Source organism: Phenylobacterium sp. (assembly GCF_036502675.1).
GTDB lineage: Bacteria > Pseudomonadota > Alphaproteobacteria > Caulobacterales > Caulobacteraceae > Phenylobacterium.
Genome location: NZ_DASXYF010000001.1, coordinates 1 through 17,930 on the forward strand (window position 1 = coordinate 1; position 17,930 = coordinate 17,930).

General features: G+C 71.2%; 18 protein-coding genes. 8 read left to right on the plus strand and 10 right to left on the minus strand.

The window, feature by feature from the left end; all coding sequences use genetic code 11:
• Window positions 1–264: 264 nt before the first annotated feature.
• The 4 genes from VGL30_RS00005 to VGL30_RS00020 form a co-directional block, all read right to left on the minus strand.
• On the minus strand, window positions 265–678 hold the full coding sequence (locus tag VGL30_RS00005; RefSeq protein WP_331535466.1) for a Zn-ribbon domain-containing OB-fold protein: 414 nt from the start codon (window positions 676–678) through the stop codon (window positions 265–267).
• 1 nt (window position 679) lies between these two features.
• Window positions 680–1,861 carry a thiolase family protein gene (locus tag VGL30_RS00010; RefSeq protein WP_331535468.1) on the minus strand — a complete coding sequence of 394 codons (1,182 nt, stop codon included), beginning with the start codon at window positions 1,859–1,861 and terminating at the stop codon, window positions 680–682.
• A gap of 142 nt (window positions 1,862–2,003) precedes the next feature.
• A complete protein-coding gene (locus tag VGL30_RS00015; RefSeq protein ID WP_331535470.1) occupies window positions 2,004–3,065 on the minus strand; it encodes a LacI family DNA-binding transcriptional regulator in 1,062 nt (353 codons plus the stop codon).
• Window positions 3,062–3,964 carry a LysR substrate-binding domain-containing protein gene (locus VGL30_RS00020; RefSeq protein ID WP_331535472.1) on the minus strand — a complete coding sequence of 301 codons (903 nt, stop codon included), beginning with the start codon at window positions 3,962–3,964 and terminating at the stop codon, window positions 3,062–3,064. Before VGL30_RS00020 ends, VGL30_RS00015 begins: the two co-directional genes overlap by 4 nt.
• 105 nt (window positions 3,965–4,069) lie before the next feature.
• Between VGL30_RS00020 and VGL30_RS00025 the strand changes: the two genes are divergently transcribed.
• The gene (locus VGL30_RS00025) at window positions 4,070–5,221 is read left to right on the plus strand and encodes an amidohydrolase family protein (protein ID WP_331535474.1); all 1,152 of its coding nucleotides are present in this window, start codon (window positions 4,070–4,072) and stop codon (window positions 5,219–5,221) included.
• A gap of 147 nt (window positions 5,222–5,368) precedes the next feature.
• On the plus strand, window positions 5,369–6,223 hold the full coding sequence (locus tag VGL30_RS00030; RefSeq protein WP_331535476.1) for an SDR family NAD(P)-dependent oxidoreductase: 855 nt from the start codon (window positions 5,369–5,371) through the stop codon (window positions 6,221–6,223).
• 25 nt (window positions 6,224–6,248) lie between these two features.
• On the opposite strand, the gene VGL30_RS00035 is transcribed toward VGL30_RS00030, so the two are convergent.
• Window positions 6,249–7,349: an NADH:flavin oxidoreductase gene (locus VGL30_RS00035; protein WP_331535500.1), complete on the minus strand. Its 1,101-nt coding sequence runs from the start codon at window positions 7,347–7,349 to the stop codon at window positions 6,249–6,251.
• A gap of 266 nt (window positions 7,350–7,615) precedes the next feature.
• Here VGL30_RS00035 and VGL30_RS00040 point away from each other — a divergent pair, with 266 nt between their 5' ends.
• Window positions 7,616–8,443 carry an SDR family NAD(P)-dependent oxidoreductase gene (locus VGL30_RS00040; RefSeq protein ID WP_331535478.1) on the plus strand — a complete coding sequence of 276 codons (828 nt, stop codon included), beginning with the start codon at window positions 7,616–7,618 and terminating at the stop codon, window positions 8,441–8,443.
• A gap of 319 nt (window positions 8,444–8,762) precedes the next feature.
• A complete protein-coding gene (locus VGL30_RS00045; RefSeq protein WP_331535480.1) occupies window positions 8,763–9,131 on the plus strand; it encodes a helix-turn-helix domain-containing protein in 369 nt (122 codons plus the stop codon).
• Window positions 9,132–9,160: 29 nt separating this feature from the next.
• On the opposite strand, the gene npdG is transcribed toward VGL30_RS00045, so the two are convergent.
• The 4 genes from npdG to VGL30_RS00065 all read right to left on the minus strand — a co-directional run bounded on the left by npdG (window position 9,161) and on the right by VGL30_RS00065 (window position 13,238).
• Window positions 9,161–9,817: an NADPH-dependent F420 reductase gene (gene npdG / locus VGL30_RS00050; RefSeq protein ID WP_331535482.1), complete on the minus strand. Its 657-nt coding sequence runs from the start codon at window positions 9,815–9,817 to the stop codon at window positions 9,161–9,163.
• A gap of 48 nt (window positions 9,818–9,865) precedes the next feature.
• Window positions 9,866–10,762 (minus strand): TIGR03619 family F420-dependent LLM class oxidoreductase, encoded by an 897-nt coding sequence (locus VGL30_RS00055; protein ID WP_331535484.1) that lies wholly within the window; start codon window positions 10,760–10,762, stop codon window positions 9,866–9,868.
• 266 nt (window positions 10,763–11,028) lie between these two features.
• Complete coding sequence (locus tag VGL30_RS00060; RefSeq protein WP_331535486.1) at window positions 11,029–11,940, minus strand: site-specific tyrosine recombinase XerD; 912 nt, start codon at window positions 11,938–11,940, stop codon at window positions 11,029–11,031.
• Window positions 11,937–13,238, minus strand: coding sequence for a hypothetical protein (locus tag VGL30_RS00065; RefSeq protein WP_331535488.1), 1,302 nt, complete (start codon window positions 13,236–13,238; stop codon window positions 11,937–11,939). The genes VGL30_RS00060 and VGL30_RS00065 overlap by 4 nt, the downstream gene beginning before the upstream one ends.
• A 53-nt stretch (window positions 13,239–13,291) precedes the next feature.
• On the opposite strand from VGL30_RS00065, the gene VGL30_RS00070 reads away from it, so the two are divergent.
• From VGL30_RS00070 to VGL30_RS00085, 4 genes are all read left to right on the plus strand, one after another.
• Entirely contained in the window at window positions 13,292–13,858 is a 567-nt protein-coding gene (locus VGL30_RS00070) for a shikimate kinase (protein WP_331535490.1), read from the plus strand.
• Entirely contained in the window at window positions 13,855–14,967 is a 1,113-nt protein-coding gene (aroB, locus tag VGL30_RS00075) for a 3-dehydroquinate synthase (protein ID WP_331535492.1), read from the plus strand. The genes VGL30_RS00070 and aroB overlap by 4 nt, the downstream gene beginning before the upstream one ends.
• Window positions 14,964–16,253: an HlyC/CorC family transporter gene (locus VGL30_RS00080; protein ID WP_331535494.1), complete on the plus strand. Its 1,290-nt coding sequence runs from the start codon at window positions 14,964–14,966 to the stop codon at window positions 16,251–16,253. Before aroB ends, VGL30_RS00080 begins: the two co-directional genes overlap by 4 nt.
• Window positions 16,254–16,407: 154 nt before the next feature.
• On the plus strand, window positions 16,408–16,785 hold the full coding sequence (locus VGL30_RS00085) for a response regulator (protein ID WP_331535496.1): 378 nt from the start codon (window positions 16,408–16,410) through the stop codon (window positions 16,783–16,785).
• A gap of 38 nt (window positions 16,786–16,823) precedes the next feature.
• On the opposite strand, the gene VGL30_RS00090 is transcribed toward VGL30_RS00085, so the two are convergent.
• Complete coding sequence (locus VGL30_RS00090) at window positions 16,824–17,648, minus strand: glucose 1-dehydrogenase (protein WP_331535498.1); 825 nt, start codon at window positions 17,646–17,648, stop codon at window positions 16,824–16,826.
• Window positions 17,649–17,930: the final 282 nt, after the last annotated feature.

The following is a 17,930-nucleotide window of genomic DNA, read 5'->3' on the forward strand; positions in this document are numbered from 1 at the left end:
GTCCTGAGGGCGGCGGCCCTGGGCCTCGCCGCCGGGGACCGCATCCAGGAGATGGACCTCAACCCGGTGCTGGTCCAGCCGCACCGCGCCGTGGTGGTCGACGCCCTGGTGGTCGCCGGGCCGCCGCCGCCCGGCGGCTAGGAGCATGCTTGGGTTCTCCTCGAACCAAACATGCTCAGCAAGTCTTTGAAATAGAGCGTGATGGTCGCCGGAACCGGCCTCCACTTCCGGCTATCACGCTCCAAACGCCCTTGCCTCGGCAGGTCAGGCTGCGGGACGCGGCAGGCGGAAGGTGTAGAGGTTGATCTCCTCGTCCAGCTTCGTGAAGGCGACTTCCACGGCCTGGCCGATCTCCACCTGCGCCGGATCGCAGTCCACCAGGCGGGTCAGCATCAGCGGACCTTCCACCAGCTCGACGACCGCCACCACATAGGGGACCTGGAAGGCCGGCGTCGGCGCGCGCTGCACGACGGTGGCGCTGTAGATCCGGCCCCGGCCGCTGACCTGCGTCCAGGCGTAGTCCTCGGAGCGGCAGCGAATGCACAGCAGCTGCGGCGTCCAGCGATAGGCGCCGCAGGCGCCGCAGCGCTGCAGCACCAGCCGGCCTTCGCGCGCCGCCGCCCAGAACGGCTGCGACAGGGGCGTCGGCGCCGGGCGCGGAAAGCCGCCGTCCGGCATCTCAGTCCCTCGCCAGCAGGGTGAAGGCGTGACGCCCGTCGGTGAGCGGGCCGCAGCCGACGGCCAGCTTGGGGTCGCGCACCTTGCGGCACAGCGCCCGGTCGTAGGTGTGCACGCCGTCGCGCCAGCCGGGGCACAGGTCCGGCACCTGGTTGCGGAATTGCCGGACGATCTCGATCTGCTTGAAGTTGAACGGGTTGCCCGGGTGGCTGTAGGCGAGGTTGCCGCCGTCGGGGCAGATCGGATGGGCGCCGTCCAGCCCCATGACGGTCGGGGTATAGGCGCCGCCCTCCCCCACCTCGCAGAAGCCCAGCGCCTCCATCTGCAGGATCGGGCCGTGAGCGAAGTGGTCGTAGCACATGACGATGTCGGTTTCGTCATGCGTCACACCGGCCCGGCGGAAGCCGTCCAGCATCAGCTCGCGGCTCTTCAGCCGGTTCAGCGACGGGGCCTCGAAATAGCTGTTGCCGTAGGTGACCGTCGCCCCGCCTACCACCCACACCGGCGGGTGGCGGCAATCGCGCGCCCGCTCGGCCGACGTCACGACCACGCAGCTCGCGCCGTCGTTGACCAGGGAGCACATGGGCAGGGTCAGCGGCTCGGCGATCATCCGCGCGGAGAGGATCTTCTCGACGGTCATCGGCTCCTGGCCGAAGCGCACCGCCTCCGGGTTCAGAGCGCCGTTCCAGTGGCTGTTGGCGGCGACCGCGGCCATCTGCTCGACGGTCGTGCCGAACTCGTACATGTGCCGGCGCGCGACCAGGGCGTACTGGGCGGGCGTCATCGACCCGGTCCACTCCGTGAACTCGTATGACGGCCGCGTGTGGCCGGCCATGGTCCCGTCGGCGGAATGGGACGCGCCGCCCGGGACGATCACCACGCTCGCCAGGCCCGAGCGGATGGCGGCCGCCGCCATCAGCACCGCCTTGGCCCCCGAGCCGTCGACCGTCAGGGTGATCGCCTGGCCGAACTGATAGGCGATGACGCCGTCGTCGAAGCCGGTCCCGTTGCCGGCGGGAAAGCCGAAGGAGGCGTAGCCGTCGACCTCGGCCATGGAGACGCCCGCGTCGGCCAGGGCCCCGTGGATCGCCTCCATCGTCAGGGAAAGCGTGGTGCGGCCGGATCGCCTCTGCTGACGTGTCGCGTACACGCCGACGATCGCGATGTCCCGTGCGCCGTTCATCGGCCCCGATATGCACACGGTATACCTGGGCTCGCAACCGGGAATGTGGCGTCGGAGTCCCTCGATCCTCCGGGTGCGGAGAGCGATTTCATACACACGTGTGCTGCATTCGTGCGCACGCGCCGGACCGGCGGGCCGCGCGTCAGAATCCCGGGCGTGCGCGCGGCCGCCCGGTGGTCTCGCGAACGATCAGATAGGGGTCCAGCACCAGGGACACAGCCGGCTCCGGAGGCCTGCCCTCCGCCGCCTCGGCGATCCGTCGGAGCAGCAGCGAGATCGCCGTTTCGGCGGCCTCCTCGAACGACATGGCGATGGTCGACAGGGTGGGACTGACGTGCCGGAACCAGGGCGGATCGCCGAAGCCGATCACCGACAGGTCTTCCGGCAATCGGACGCCCGCGCGCCGGATGGCTTCGTAACCGCCCGACGTGAGCTCCGTGGTGCCGAAGACGATGGCGGTCGGCGGGGCCGGTGACTGCAACAGGCCCGCGGCCGCCGTCCGCCCGAACTCGCCCAGTCCCGGACCCTGGCGGACGAGCGCCGGATCGATCGGCGCGCCGCACGACTCCATGCCGCGCCGGAAGCCCGCGAACCTGCTCGCCCCCGTGCTGAGATCCGACGTCAGTCCGACGTAGGCGATCCTGTGGTGGCCCAGCTGGCCGAGGTGGTGGATGGCCGCCGCCACGCCCTTTGCGCCGTCGATCGAGACGGCGGGCGCGGAAAGGCGCGGATGGCTGCGGGAGAACTGGACGACGCTGGCGGACGATAGCAGTTGCGCGGTTTCCTCGAGCAGGTTGGGCGCCGGGATGATGATGATTCCCAACGCCCGGGCCTGACGCAGCGCCTTGACCTGGCGAAGTTCGATCTCCTCGTCGTCGTCGCACATGCTGAGCACCAGCTGATAGCCGGCGCGCTGGCACCTCGAGGCCAGCACGCGGGTCATCGTCGCGGACAATTCGTTGGTGGAGTGCGGGACGACCAGGCCGATCAGGGAGCTGCTGGCGTGGCGCAAGGTCCGCGCGCCGGAGTTCACGACATATTCGAGCTCGGCCGCCTTTTCGCGGACCCGCGCCTTCGTCTCCGCGCTGATGTGCGGAAAATCGTTGAGCGCGCGCGAGACCGTGGAGTGGGACAGACCGAGGGCGTTGGCGATGTCCTTGATGGTGGCGGGCTGCCGCGCGGGAAGGACGTCCGTCGGTTTCATCGGCAGCTCGCCTGTTCGAAAGCGGGCCGGGCGAACGCCGCGAAAGCGGGGGCGAGCCGGCCCGGATTGAGGCCCTGGGCGGTGACCATGATCAGCAGGGTCCTGAGCGCCAGGTCCGTGTCGAGCGCCACCAGGCCGCCCGCGACGAGCTCGGCGCGGAGCGCCCGGGCGGACATGCACCCCAGTCCGGCGCCCGCGATCACCGCCCGCTTGAGGACCTCGTCGTCGTTCGCCTCCAATGCGATCCGCAGGACGGGATCGGCCTGGCCGAGCGCCATGGTCAGCGGCGAGCGCACGGACGCGCCGCTCTCCCGCAGCACCCATGAGGCGGAGCGCAGCTGATCCAGCCCGATGCGGCCCATCCGGGCGAAGGGATGCGCCGGCGAGGCGACGACCTCGAGCCGGTCCTCGCCGATCTGTTCCACCACCAGTCCGCTGCGGTTGCACGGCACGTCGACGAAGCCGAGGTCGACCCCGATGTTGGCGACCTGGTCGAGCACTTGGCTGGCCTCGTGGACGGCGAGCGCGATACGCACCTGCGGATGCGAAGCCAGGAAGCCGGCGCAGGCCTCGGCAAGGTAGGTCTTCGCGATCTGCGGCGTCGCCGCGACGCGCAGGACGCCCTGCAAGCTCGCCGGAGCGGGCCGGGTGACGCTGTCGATGTCGGCGGCCTGGCTGAGCAGCGACCGGGCCTGCACCATCAGCCGGCGCCCATTTTCGTTCAAGCCGATCCGCCTGCCGCGCCGGTTGAAGAGCGGCAGCCCGAGCGCGTTCTCCAGTTCGCCCAAGGCGGTGCTGGCGGCCGACTGGCTCAAGGGGATCTCGGCCGCCGCCCTCGACACGCTGCCGAGCCGGCCCACCGCCTCAAACACGACGAGCTGCTTTAGCGTGAAGCGCATCGGCTTCCTTATCGATTACCCAGATAAGGGCTATCGGAAATATCCACTTATTGGAAGCATGCGGCGGAATTAGCCTCATCTTGAGCCTTGCTTAGGGAGCCGGCCATGATCGAGCGCCATATCATCTCGGCCGATGGGCACAACGTCGAACCGCCGCATATCTGGGATCGCTACCTGGACAGGCGCTTCGCCGCCAAGGCGCCCCGCCTGGTGAAGGACCCTGAAGGCGGCGACGCCTGGGAGTTCAGCCCCGGCGGGACGCCGATGCCCATCGGGCTGGTCACCAACGCCGGACGCTGGGGCCGCCGGTATGAGGAGAACAACTGGTTCGGGTCCACCTACGACAGCATCCGGCAAGGCGCCTTCGACGGCCGCGCCCGCCTCGATGAGCAGGACATCGACGGCGTGAGCGCCGAGGTCATCTACCCCTCGCAGCGCACGATGGGGGCCTTCATGGCCCAGGAGGACGATGCGTTCCACGTCGCCGGCGTGGAAGCCTACAACCGGTGGCTCGCGGAGGAGTTCTGCGCGGCGGATCCAGCGCGCCTGATCGGACTGGAACAGATGCCGGCCACCGACATCCGGGTCTCCGTGGCGCACCTGAACGACGCCAGGCGCGCAGGCCGGCGTGGGGTGATCATCTCCGGCTGGCCCTCGGGCGGGGAGGCCCTGAGCGCCGCCGACGACGCTTTCTGGGCCGCCGCGCAGGACCTGAACATGCCGGTCCACATCCACGTCGGCCTGGCGCAGGCCGGCCGGCGCAAGCCTCCGCCGCCCACGGCCCAGGACCCGGGCGGCAAGATCCCGCTGCAGAAGATCAGCGGCGCCGTCGCCGGCGCCTCCGACTTCGTCAGCAAGATGATCCTCTCGGAGATGTTCGACCGCTTTCCGGCCCTGACCGTCGTCCTCGCCGAAACCGGCGCCGGATGGATCCCGCACTTCCTCGAATTCCTCGACGACCACTGGTGGCGCAACCGGGTGTGGTCGGGCTCCCAGCTCAAGGCGCCGCCCTCGGAATATTTCCGGCGCAACTTCTACGTGACCTTCATCCGCGAGCCGTTCGCGGTCCTGAACCGGCATTCGATCGGCGTCGACAACATGATGTGGTCGAACGACTATCCGCACCACCGGCACGATTGGCCGTATAGCCGCCGCGTGATCGAGGACAGCTTCATCGGCGTTCCGAACAGCGAAAAGCGGCAGATGATCCATGGCAATGCGTCCCGGCTCTACAACATCTCCCTGCCGGACAGCTGAGGTTGACCGCCATGCGTCCTGCGGATCGTCAAGAAATAATCATCCAAATCTTATCTTCTCCGCAGAAGACCAGAACATCCGCGCCGGAGTGCGTCGTCTAAGAGCCTAAATATATGAGTAATTCCGTATATACGGATGAAACCTCACTTGACCGTTGCCTCGGCCGAAGCCGATCATGGCTGCAACAGCAAGAATTACCCGGGAAACGCCGACATGCACGACTTCCTCGATTTGCAGGACAAGGTGGCCGTGGTGTGGGGCGGCGGGGCCGGCATGGGGGAAGCCACGGTCAAGCAGCTGGCCAAGGCGGGGTGCGCCGTGGGCGTGGTGGATATCGACGGCGCCCTCGCCGAACAGGTCGCCCAGGCGGTGGTCGCCGGCGGCGGCAAGGCGGTCGCGGTCCAGGCCGACGCCCGCGAGGAGGACCAGGTCAAGGCCGCGGCAGCGAAGATCAGCGCTGCGTTGGGAGCCCCGACGCGCTCGGCCTCGGTGATCGGCATCGCCCTCTTCAAGCCGCTGCTGGAGATGACCCTCGACGACTGGCGCCTGGACCTCGGCCGCAACCTGCAGCCCGCCTTCGTGATCGGCCGGGTGATGGCCGCCGAGATGATCAAGGCCGGCCAGGGCGGGGCGATGGCCTTCGTGAGCTCGATCAGCGGCATCCAGTCGGCCGCCCGGCACGCGGCTTACGGCGCCGCCAAGGCCGGCCTGATGAGCCTGGTCCAGAGCATGGCGCTGGAGCTTGCGCCGCACGGCATCCGCGTCAATGCGGTGGCCCCCGGCGCCATCCGCACGGTGCGGACCTCGGCCATGCCGGGCAACGAGAACGTGGGTCGGCTGATCCCGCTGGCCCGCCGCGGCGAGGTCGAGGAGATCGCCTTGCCGCTGGTGTTCCTGCTGTCGGACATGGCGAGCTATGTGACCGGCCAGACGATCGTGTCGGACGGCGGCTGGCTCATCGCCGGCGGACCGGGCTCGCCCCTGCTGGCCACCGCGCACTGAAACCCCACGGCGCCGGTCGATGCCGTCAGAGGAGCTGGCCCATGGCCTCGCGGCTGAAGCCGCGGAACTCGTCGAGCCGGCCCCGGCGCAGCTTGCTCGCCCACTCCGGGTCCGCCAGCAGGGCGCGGCCGACCGCGAACAGGTCGAAGTCGCCGCGCTCGAACATCCGCACCAGGTCGGCGACGTTTCCCGAGGCGGCCGCGGTCCCGCCGGCGAAGCTCGCGAACAGGTCCTGGGTCAGGCCGACCGAGCCCACGGTGATCGTCGGCCGCCCCGACAGCTTCCGCGTCCAGCCGGCGAGATTCAGCTCGCTGCCCGGGAACTCCGGCTCCCAGAACCGCCGCGTCGAGCAATGGAAGATGTCGACGCCGGCGTCCGCCAGCGGGGCGAGGAACTGCTCGAGCGCCGCCGGCGTGGGCGCCAGCCTGGCGTCGTAGTCCACGCTCTTCCACTGGGAGAAGCGCAGCACGATCGGGAAGTCCGGCCGGGTGCGGCTGCGGCATTCCCGCACGATCTCCGCCACGAAGCGCGTGCGGGTGGGGAGGTCCCCGCCATAGCGGTCCTGGCGCTCGTTGGTCCCGTGCCAGAAGAAGGTGTCGAGCAGGTAGCCGTGGGCGCCGTGCAGTTCGACGCCGTCGAACCCCAGACGGGCCGCGTCGGCGGCGGCGGCGGCGAAGGCCTCGATGGCGGCGTCGATCTCGGCCTGGGTCATCGGCTCGCCGACGCGGGCCCCGGGGCCCAGCAGGCCGGAGGCGCTGGAGGGCGGCCGGGCGGGATCGGGCGCGTCGCCCGGCTGCGACTGCACGCCGACATGCCAGAGCTGCGGCATGATCTTGCCGCCGGCGGCGTGCACGGCGTCCAGCACCGCCTTCCAGCCCGCCAGCGCCTCGTCGCCGTAGAAGCGCGGCACCGTGGAGACGTAGCCTGCGGTCGGGTGGCCGACGAACACCCCCTCGGTGATGATCAGGCCCACGTCGGCCCGGGCGCGGCGGGCGTAGTATTCGGCGACGCCGGGCCCCGGCGTCCCGCCCGGCGAGAAGTAGCGGGTCATCGGCGCCATCACGACGCGGTTCCGCAGGTGAAGCGGCCCCAGGTCGAACGGCGTGAACAGCGCCTCCGCGGAGATCGGGCGGCGTCCTTCGGCGGTCGTGGTCATCTGCAGATTCATCCTTCGGCCCGGCGACGCCCCGCGCCGACACGCAGCCAGGGTCCAAGCCAACGAAATAGATATGAGCGGTGCGGTTTCAACCTTTCCGGACCGCCGGCCCATGCTGACGCCTGCGTCATATCCTGCGGACTTTCCGGTTGCAAAGCGACGCGCCCCGGCTCCTGATGACCTGAACCGCCCGGTACGAAGGCTCGCAACCGTATCGGGAGGGGAGGATGCGGCCCATGACCGGAAGACTGGCGGGCAAGGTGGCCCTGATCACCGGCACGGGCGGCGGACAAGGCCGGGCGGCGGCCCTGCTGTTCGCCAGGGAGGGCGCCCGCGTGGCGGGCTGCGACGTCAAGGCGGCCGGCGACGCCGAGACGGTCGCGATGGTCAGGGCGCAGGGCGGCGAGATGGTCTCCCTGGCGCCCCTGGACCTGACGGACGAGGCCCAGGTCGCCCGCTGGGCGGCGTTCGGGGCGGAGGCCTACGGCGGCGTCGACATTCTCTACAACAACGCCTCGGCGCCGCGGTTCAATCCGGTCGAGAAGCTGTCGCTGGAGGACTGGAACTACACCTTGGCCAACGAGATCACCCTGATCTTCCTGGCGGTGAAGCACGCGGTTCCGCACCTGCGCGCCCGCGGCGGCGGGGTGGTGATCAACACCGCCTCGACCGTGGGGCTCGAGGGCGCCAAGGCGGCGCCGGGCGGCGCGGCGCACGCGGCGGCCAAGGGCGCGGTGATCGCGCTGACCAACCACCTGGTGGGCGAACTCGCTTCGGCCAACGTCCGGGTCAACTGCATCACCCCCGGCGCCATCGACACCCCGGCGCTGGCCGCCTCCACCGCGATCCCCGAAGTCCGCGAGCGGATGACCGCGAACCACGCCATCCGCCGCATGGGGCGCGCGGAGGAGATCGCCTACGCCGCCCTCTACCTGGCGTCGGACGAGGCGGCCTACGTCACCGGCGCGAACATCATCGTGGACGGCGGAGGCCGCCAGGGCTCGGGATCGAATTTCGGCGATTTCGACCCGTCGAAATGGAATACGCCGCGGGCGGGCACCTAGAACATGTCTGGTTCTCCTCGAACCAGACATGTTCAGCAAGTTTTTGAAATAGAACGTAGTGATGCCGGTGCTCAAGGGCTGGTGAGCCCGCAGATGCGCCGTTCGATCGCGCAGATGGCGGGCCGCGCTCAGATCTAAGCCCAGCCGCCGTCCGCGGAAACCTCGCTGCCGGTCATGAAGCTGCTGTCATCGGACGCCGGCGCCCTTGACATCGACCGCCCTGCCACGCGCGAAATTCTGGATAGCCGCCTTAGGAGGGTAGTTTTCATTTGAACAGTATACATCTTTCGGTAAGCATCAAAAAAGGGAAGGAGGCGTCATGCCAACCGAGCGATTTACCTGCGGCCTTGACGCCGCGCTCGCGGTGATCGGCGGCAAATGGAAGCCGCTGATCCTGTTTTATCTCGCGCACGGGACCCGCCGCTACGGCGCGCTCAAGCGATGCGTTCGCGGCGTCAGCGACAAGATGCTGATCCAACAGCTCAAGGAACTGCAGGCGGACGGGGTGGTCGATCGCACCGATCACCAGGAGATTCCGCCGCGCGTGGATTATTCGCTGACCCCGTTGGGCGTCAGCCTCGCGCGGTCGCTCGCTCCGCTTTGCGCCTGGGGCGAGGAACATTCCGCCACGATCGCAGCGATGGTCGACCGTCGGAATGGCGCCGTCGCCGTGACCGCCGCGGAATAATCCCACGCGCCGGGAGGCGGCGCCGATTCCTAGACCTGGGGCTTGCCGGTGATGCGAATCCCCGCCTGGCCCATCTTGTAGCGGCGGTTGAGCTGGATCAGCACCGAGGTCAGGGCCTCGGCGGCGGCCGAGTTGGCCAGCGGCCCCACGTGCCAGCTTCTGAGGCCGATGTCGGTGAGCAAGGTCCGGATCTCCTCCACCGCCGCCGCGTCGTCGCCGGCCACCAGCACGTCGGCGTCGATGTCGCCCCCGGCCGCCAGCTTCTCGGCCCCGACGTTCTGCAGCGCCGAAACCACCCGCACGCCCTCGCCCAGTATGGCCGCGCCCTCCACCACCGCCGAACCGGCGGCCGGGAGCTGCACCTTGCCCACCGCCGGCGGTTTCAACGGCACCGTGGCGTCCACCAGGATCTTGCCCTGCACGCCCTCGCGAATCTGCTGCAGGGTGTCGGCCTGAGCGGCGTAGGGCACGGTGACGAAGCAGACGTCGGCGCGGGCCGCGGCGTCGCCCACGCCCAGGCCGCCGATGCGGGCGTCGGGGAACTCCGCCGACAGGCCGGAAGCGAACGTCTCAGCCTTGGCCGGGTCGCGCGAACCGATCCAGATTTCACGCCCGATGGACGCCAAGCGGCGGGCCAGCGCCGCGCCAAGATCGCCAGTGCCCCCGATGATCGAATAGCTCGTCAACACTTCACTCCGATTATCTGGAATATACGTCGGCGCTCCGGCTCCGGCTCAGCCCTTCAGGCTCACCGCGAAGTCGAGCATCCCGTCGATGTCGGCCCGCGTGCGGCAGAAGTCGGCGAGCCGCATCGTCACCATGGTGGCGCCCTCGGCCTCCAGGGCCTTGGCGCCGGCCTTGATCGCGGCGAGGTCGAGGGCGCCGTCCGCCGTGCGCACGACGCCCTGGGCCACGTGGATCTCGATCTTGCCGGGTTCGCGGCCGTGCTGGGCCCAGGCGGCGCGCAGCTCCTTGACCTTGTCGGCGAAGATCGACCGGTAAGCCGGGTCCACCGCCCAGCCCTGCGCCAGGCGGGCGATACGGTCGATGTTCTTCGGCGTCGGATTAAAGCCCAGCAGGATCGGCAGGTCCTGGCCCTGGACCGGCTGGGGATAGGAATAGAAGTCCTCGAAGGCGAAGTTGCGGCCCGTGAAGGCGGCCGGCGGCCGACCCCACAGCGCGCGCATTCCGCCCACCTGGTCGTCCAGGTCGCCGAAGCGGCCTTCGAACGGCATGCCCGCCGCCCGGAACTCCTCCGCCTGCCAGCCCACGCCCAGCGCGATGGTCACCCGGCCCTTGGAGATCACGTCCAGGGTGGCGAGCTGCTTGGCCAGCAGCAGGGTCGGCCTGAGCGGGGCGATCAACACGAAGGTCGAGAGCCGCACCCGCTTGGTCACCATCGCGGCGGCCGACAGGAACGAGATCGGCTCGTACCAGGGCTGCTCCAGCACGAACGGGAAGTTGTGCGTCTTCCCCCGCGTCGCATGCGCCGACTTCTGGAAGCCGAGGTGGTCGCTGATCGAGATCAGGTCCACCCCCTTGCGGTCGGCCTCGGTCACCACCTGCAGCATGCCTTCGACGTCGCCGCCGCACAGGGCCTCGACGCCCATCACGTTCAAGCCGATCTGCATTTTCCCGTTCCGTTTCCTGCCGGTGGATCCGCAGCGGCGCGATCGCGCCCCGCAACTCGCGCCCCGCGCCATACAGACGACGACCGCTCCCCGGCTTCGAAGGCCCGGCGACGCTCCTGCTTTGACCGCGCCGGACGGCGGATCGCTACCACCATTTGTGGACGAATCGACCGTCCTGCCGCCGCCGACCCTTTTCAGCGAAGATCTGATCCGCATCGCCGGCGCGCCCTCGCAGGCCGCCCGCCTTCAGATGCAGCGACGGAGGATCAGGACTTCCGCGCCAGGGGGTGCTTGGTCTCCACCACCTCGCGCAGCCGGTCGCCGGCCACGTGGGTGTAGATCTGGGTGGTGGTGATGTCGGCGTGGCCCAGCAAGGTCTGGACGACCCGCAGGTCGGCGCCGCCGTCCAGCAGGTGAGTGGCGAAGGCGTGGCGCAGGACGTGCGGGCTCACCCGGGCCGGATCGACCCCGGCGCCGGCGGCGGCCTCGTCCAGCAGCTGGGCGAAGCGGCGCGGCGTCAGCCGGCGGGCCTTGCCGCGGGAGGGGAACAGCCAGGCGTTGGCCTTGTCCCCGGCGGGCAGGAACGCCGGGCGCACCTCGAGATAGACCTTGATCGCGGTGCGGGCCGCGGCGTTCAGCGGGGCCAGCCGTTCCTTGCCGCCCTTGCCCCTGACGATCAGGTAGGCCGGGTCGCGGGCCACCGCGGCGAGGGTGAGGCCGGTCAGCTCGGAGACCCGCAGGCCCGAGGCGTAGACCAGCTCCACCATGCAGGCCAGCCGCAGCCCCTGGGCGCCGTCGCGGGCGCCGGCGGCGGCGATCAGGCCGTCCACCTCGGCGCGGCTCAGCACCTTGGGCAGCGGCCGGCCCTGCCGGGGCGCGTCCACCCGCCGGGAAGGGTCGTCGGTCCGCCAGCCCTCGCCCAGCACGAAGCGGTAGAACTGGCGCAGCGCCGCGCGCCGGCGGGCGGCGGTGGCGGGCGAGAGGCCGCGCTCGCCCAGGGCGGCGAAATAGCTTTCGATCTCCGAGGCGCCCGCCCGGGCCAGGTCGGTTCCCCGAGCACGCAGGAAGGCCTCGGCGTCGGCGAGGTCCCTGGCGTAGGCGGTCAGCGTGTTGCGGGCGGCGGCGCGCTCCACCGCCATCATCTCCAGGAACGCCTCGGTCCAGCCGCCGCCGCTCATCCGAGCGCCAGGAAGCCTTCGAGGGCGAAGGCGCGGGCGTCGGCCTCCAGGCCCACGGCCCGCAGGGCGCGGACGATCTGCGCCCGGTCGCCGGCCGCCGGCCCCGCAGGTCCGGCGTCGGCGGCAATCCACAACGCGATCAGCGCCGTCTCGCCCATCCGCCCGGCCCGGGCGGCGTCCTCCAGCGCCAGCAGGCGGGCGGGCGGGGTCTTGCCGGCGCCGGCGGTGAAGCCCGCGAACCCGGCCCGCGCCGATTCGCTCAAGGGCGCACCGAGGCCGGCCAGCAGCAGGGCCGCGGCCTGGGCCCGCGGCCGCGCCTTCGGGTCCCCCGCCCGGCCCCGCTCCACCAGGCGGTCGAGGGTGAGGCCGTCCGCCTTGCCGGCCGCCGCGGCCAGGGCGGCGTCGAGGACGGCGAGGTCGCCGGCGGCGTCGTCCTGCACGATCCCGCCGCGGATCTGCTGCGCGCGGGCGAGGTCGCCGGCGCCCAGGGCCACGAAGGCCGCACGCGCCTCGCCGGGGCCGGGCTCGACGGTCCAGACCGCCGCGCCGGGCGCGCCCGCGGTCATCGCCGCGGCCACCGCCGGCGTGGGCTTGGCTGCGGCGAGGTCGAGGGCGAGGTCGCGCGAGAGCGCATAGTCGAGGCCGTTGCGCAGGGAGGCCGCCACCGGCTTGCCCGACGGGCTGAGCTTGGCGCCCATCAGGCGGGCGTAGACGGCGTCCTTCGCCTGGGCCTGGGCGAGGTCGAAGGTGAGCTGGGCGGCGACGGCACGCCCGGCGCGGGCCTGGCAGTAGGCGCGCAGGCGCAGCCAGTAGACGGCCTCGCGCCCCTCGCCGAGCGCCTCGGCGACGGCGCAGGCGCGGTCGTCGTCGCCGGACAGGAGCGCGGCCTCGGCGGCGACCTGGGAAAGCTGCGGATCACGCTCCACCCCGTTGGTTCGCCCGAGGATCGCGGCCCCGCCCGCCAGGTCGCCCTGGGCGATGAGCGCGGCGGCGCGGGCGCCGGCCAGGGCGCGGTCCTGGCCCGCCCCGGCGGGGGCCGCGGCGCCGGTGGCCAGCACCCGGCGGGCGAGCGCCGCGGCGGCCGGCGACAGGGGCTTGGCCGCCAGCAGCGCGATCACGTTGCGGGCCAGGCCGGCGGAGGCCCCCTTCCACAGGTGGGGCGGCAGGCCGGTGTCGCGTCCCGCCGGCGAGAACAGGTCCGGAGCTGCGAGCGGGACCACCTCCACCGGCTGGGCGAGGGCCTGCGCGGCCAGGGCGAGCGCGCCTCCGAGGGCCGCAGCGAACCGGGTGAGAGTCATGGCGGCAGCATAACCCAATCCCGTGAAGTTGGCGCGAGCCCGGCGGCTCGTGTATGCCTGCGCACTCCATGGACCGCTACGCACCGCTGAAGGCCCGCACCATCGCCCTCGTGGGGATGATGGGCGTGGGCAAGTCGAGCGTCGGGCGGCGCCTGGCCGGCGTCCTCGACCTGCCGTTCCGCGACGCCGACGCCGAGGTCGAGCTGGCCGCCGGCCGCTCGATCAGCGACATCTTCGCCGACCTGGGCGAGCCGGTGTTCCGCGAGGGCGAACGGCGGGTGATCGGCCGGCTGCTGGACGAGCCGCCGCACGTGCTGGCCACCGGCGGCGGGGCGTTCATGAACTCCGAGACCCGGCGGCTGATCAAGGCCAAGACCGTCTCGGTGTGGCTGAAGGCCGACCTGGAGGTGCTGGCCCGGCGGCTGAGCCGCAAGGACAACCGCCCGCTGCTGCAGGGACCGGAGCCGCCGATCGCGATCCTGGCCCGGCTGGCCCGGGAGCGCGACCCGGTCTACGCCGAGGCCGACGTGACCGTGGAGACCGGCGACGCCGCCCACTATGTGACGGTAGACCTGATCCTCCAGGGCCTGAGCGCCTTCCTGGAGAGCCAGCCGCAATGATCCGGACCGTGCCCGTGGCCCTGGGCGGCCGGGCCTATGACGTGCTGATCGGCCCGGGCCTGATCGACGAGGCCGGCGCCCGGATCGCCCCCCTCCTCAAGCGGCCGCGGCTGGCGGTGGTGAGCGACGAGACCGTCTGGTCGCTGCACGGGGCGCGGTTCGCCGCCGCGCTGGAGGCCGCCGGGATCGCCGCGCTGCCCGTGGTGATTCGGCCGGGGGAACAGACCAAGAGCTTCGCCGGGCTGGCGGAACTAAGCGGGCGCCTGCTGTCGCTCGGGCTCGACCGGGGCGACCTGATCGCGGCGCTGGGCGGCGGGGTGGTGGGCGACCTCGCCGGCTTCGCGGCGGCGATCTACAAGCGCGGCGTCGACTTCGTGCAGGTCCCCACCACCCTGCTGGCGCAGGTGGATTCTTCGGTGGGCGGCAAGACCGCCATCGACACGCCGCACGGCAAGAACCTGATCGGGGCCTTCCACCAGCCGCGGCTGGTGCTGGCCGACCTGGACGTGCTGGCCACCCTGCCGGAGCGGGAAATGCGCGCCGGCTACGCCGAGGTGGTGAAGTACGGCCTGCTGGGCGACGCCGCCTTCTTCGACTGGCTGGAGGCCAACGCCGCCGCCGTCGTCGCCCGCCAGCCGCAGGCGCTGGGCCGCGCGGTCGCCCGCTCGGTGGAGATGAAGGCCGCGATCGTCGCCGAGGACGAGACCGAGCAGGGCCGCCGGGCGCTGCTAAACCTCGGCCACACCTTCGGCCACGCCCTGGAGGCCGAGACCGGCTATGGCGCGGCGCTGCTGCACGGCGAGGCGGTGGCGGCGGGCCAGGCGCTGGCGTTCCGGTTCTCCGCCGCCCAGGGGCTCTGCCCGGGCCGGGACGCGGACCGCGCGGCCGCGGCCATCGCGGCGGCCGGCCTGCCCACCACCCTGGCCGAGATCCCGGGCCATCCCTTCGACGCCGGACGCCTGCTCGCCCACATGGGCCAGGACAAGAAGGCCGAGGCCGGCCGCCTCACCTTCGTGCTGGCGCGCCGGCTGGGCGAGGCGTTCGTCGCCAAGGCGGTCGATCCGGCCGCCGTCCGCGACTTCCTGGTCACGGAAGGAGCCGGCGCATGACCGCGATCCTGGCGCTGGCGCCGGTGGTCTTCGCGCTGCTGGCGGTGTCGGCCCTGTTCTCGGCGGCGGAAACCTCGCTCACCGGGGCCAGCCGCTCGCGCATGCACCAGCTCGAGCGCGAGGGCGACCGCCCGGCGCGGCGGGTGAACCGCCTGCTCTCCGACCAGGAGACGATGATCGGGGCGGTGCTGCTGGGCAACAACCTGATCAACATCCTGGCCTCGGCCCTGACCACCCAGGTGATCACCCGGGCGATCCCGGGGGCGTGGGGCGTGGCGGCGGCCACGGCCCTGATGACCGTGCTGGTGCTGGTGTTCGCCGAGGTGCTGCCGAAGACCCTGGCCATCCTGCGCTCGGACGACGTGGCCCGGTTCCTCTCGGGGCCGACCCTGCTGATGGTCAAGCTGTTCGGGCCGATGATCTACACCATCCAGTGGATCGTGCGCAGGACGCTCAGGCTGTTCGGCGTCAAGCTGGACATGGCGGTGGACGTGCTGGCCGCCCACGAGGAGATCCGCGGGGCGGTGGAGTACCACCACTCCGAAGGCCTGGTGGAGAGCCGCGACCGGCACATGCTGGGCGGGGTGCTCGACCTCTCCGACATGGACGTGACCCAGGTGATGGCCCACCGGACGGCGATCTCCATCCTCGACGCCCGCCTGCCGCCGCGCGAGCTGGTCGACGCAATGCTGGAGACCGCCCATACCCGGGTGCCGCTCTACCGCGACGAGCCGGAGAACATCGTGGGCGTGCTGCACGCCAAGGACCTGCTGCAGGCCATCGCCGACGCCGACGGCCGCCTGGACGAACTGGACGTGGCGTCCCTGGCGCGCGAGCCCTGGTTCATCCCCGAGACCACCAAGCTGAAGGACCAGCTCACGGCGTTCCTGCGGCGCCGCAACCACTTCGCCCTGGTGGTCGACGAATATGGCGGCCTGCAGGGGCTGATCACGCTGGAGGACATCCTCGAGGAGATCGTCGGCGAGATCGAGGACGAGCACGACGTCGCCGTTCGCGGCGTGCGGCCGCAGCCGGACGGCTCGGTGCTGGTGGACGGCGGGGTGGCGATCCGCGACCTCAACCGCGCCATGAACTGGGACCTGCCGGACGACGACGCCGTCACCGTCGCGGGCCTGGTGATCAACGAGGCGCAGACCATCCCCGAGGTGCGCCAGACCTTCGCCTTCCACCGCCACCGCTTCGAGGTGATGGGCCGCAAAGGCAATCAGATCACCTTGTTGCAAATCTCCCCGCCCAGCCCGTTCCCCGACGGCGCCCTGGGCTGAGCGGCCCGGATCGCCGACCGGCGGAGCGTCCGGAGGGCGGCCGCCCGAACAGAGCTTGGCGGGAAAGCTTTCCGGACACGTGCGCCTCGACTACCATCCCCGCCAGGCTGCCTTGGCGCATGGAGGCGCCCCGGCACGCCCTGGAGTCCGACGCATGAGCAACAACGCCGCCCTCGCCGGCCTACGGGTCCTGGTGGTCGAGGACGAGATGATGGTCTCGATGTTGATCGAGGACATGCTGGACGACCTGGGCTGTACGGTGGTGGGCCCGGCCTCGCGGCTGGACGAGGCGGTGGCGCTCGCCAATTCCGCCGAGCTCGACTGCGCGGTGCTGGACGTGAACCTGGGCGGCCAGCCGATCTTCCCCCTGGCCGACCTCCTGCGGGCGAAGGGCGCGCCCTTCGCCTTCGCCACCGGCTACGGCGACGCGGGCCTGCGGGAAGTGGACCGCGGCTCTCCCGTGCTGCAGAAGCCGTTCCGCGAGGGCGACCTCGCCCGGGTGCTGGGCGAACTGCGGGCCAAGGTGGGCTGAGACGGCTGCGCCCTCCCGCCGCCTCCTGACAGCTGGCCCTAGGTCGGCTGGTTCATCCGGTGGAACGCCGGGAGGGGGCCGATTTCGACGGCGCCGCCGTCCACCGGCAGGCAGACCCCGGTGACGAAGCGGGCCTCGGCGCTCGCCAGGTAGACGGCGGCCTGGGCGACGTCCCACGCGTCGCCTTCGATCCCCAGCGGCGCGATCCGGCGGCGCGCCTCGCGGGCTTGCGGCGAGACGAGCTTCTCCACCATCGGCGTCATCATGTGGCCGGGCGCGATGCAGTTCGCCCGCAGCCCCTCGGGGCCGTAGATCACCGCCAGGTCCCTGGTGAGCTGGATCAGCGCCGCCTTTGCGGCGCCGTAGCTCGTCGAGCCGTAGCCGCGCATGCCGGCGATCGAAGCGATGTTGATCACCGCCTTCCCGGCGCTGGAGAGCAGGTGGGGGATCGCCGCCCGGGTCATCAGGAAGGCGCCGTTGAAGTTGACGTCCACGTTCCGCCGCCAGTCCGCGACTTCGATCAATTCGAGCCGCCCGCCCTTCGGGACCACGCCGACGTTGTTGACCAGGAGGTCGAGCCCGCCGAACCGCTCGGCGGTCTGGGCGACCATCGCCGCACAGGCCTCCGGGTCGGTCACGTCCCCGACGACCACCAGGCCTTCACCGCCGCCCCGGGTGATGATCTCCAGGGTCTCTTCCGCCCGTGAGCGGTCGATGTCCGCAAGCGCCACCTTCGCGCCCTCGCGGGCGAACAGGAGGGCGATCGCCTTGCCGATTCCGAGCCCCCCGCCCTCGGTTCCGGCGCCGGTCACCAGGGCGGTCAGGCCCGACAGACGATCATAGGACTTCGTTGGGCGCGGCATGGTCGTTCTCTCCTCTCCAGCTTGTCGGCTCCTGGAGAAAGCTTACCGCTCCCGGAGCCTCCCTGGCGACTGCTCCCTGGCCGGCGGCCGTCGGAAAGAACGGCGCCCGGGGGCGCCGGGTCGGCGCGGGGCTCCCGCTCTCGATGTCGGGAATCGGCCCCATGTCCGGCGTTAAGGAACGTCCGCCTTTCGGCGGGACGATACGTGGGCGGGCCTCGACCGGCACGCCGAACCTTGGTCGGCCGGAAACCCCGCCGTCACAAATTCTTGCTCCCGTGAGCC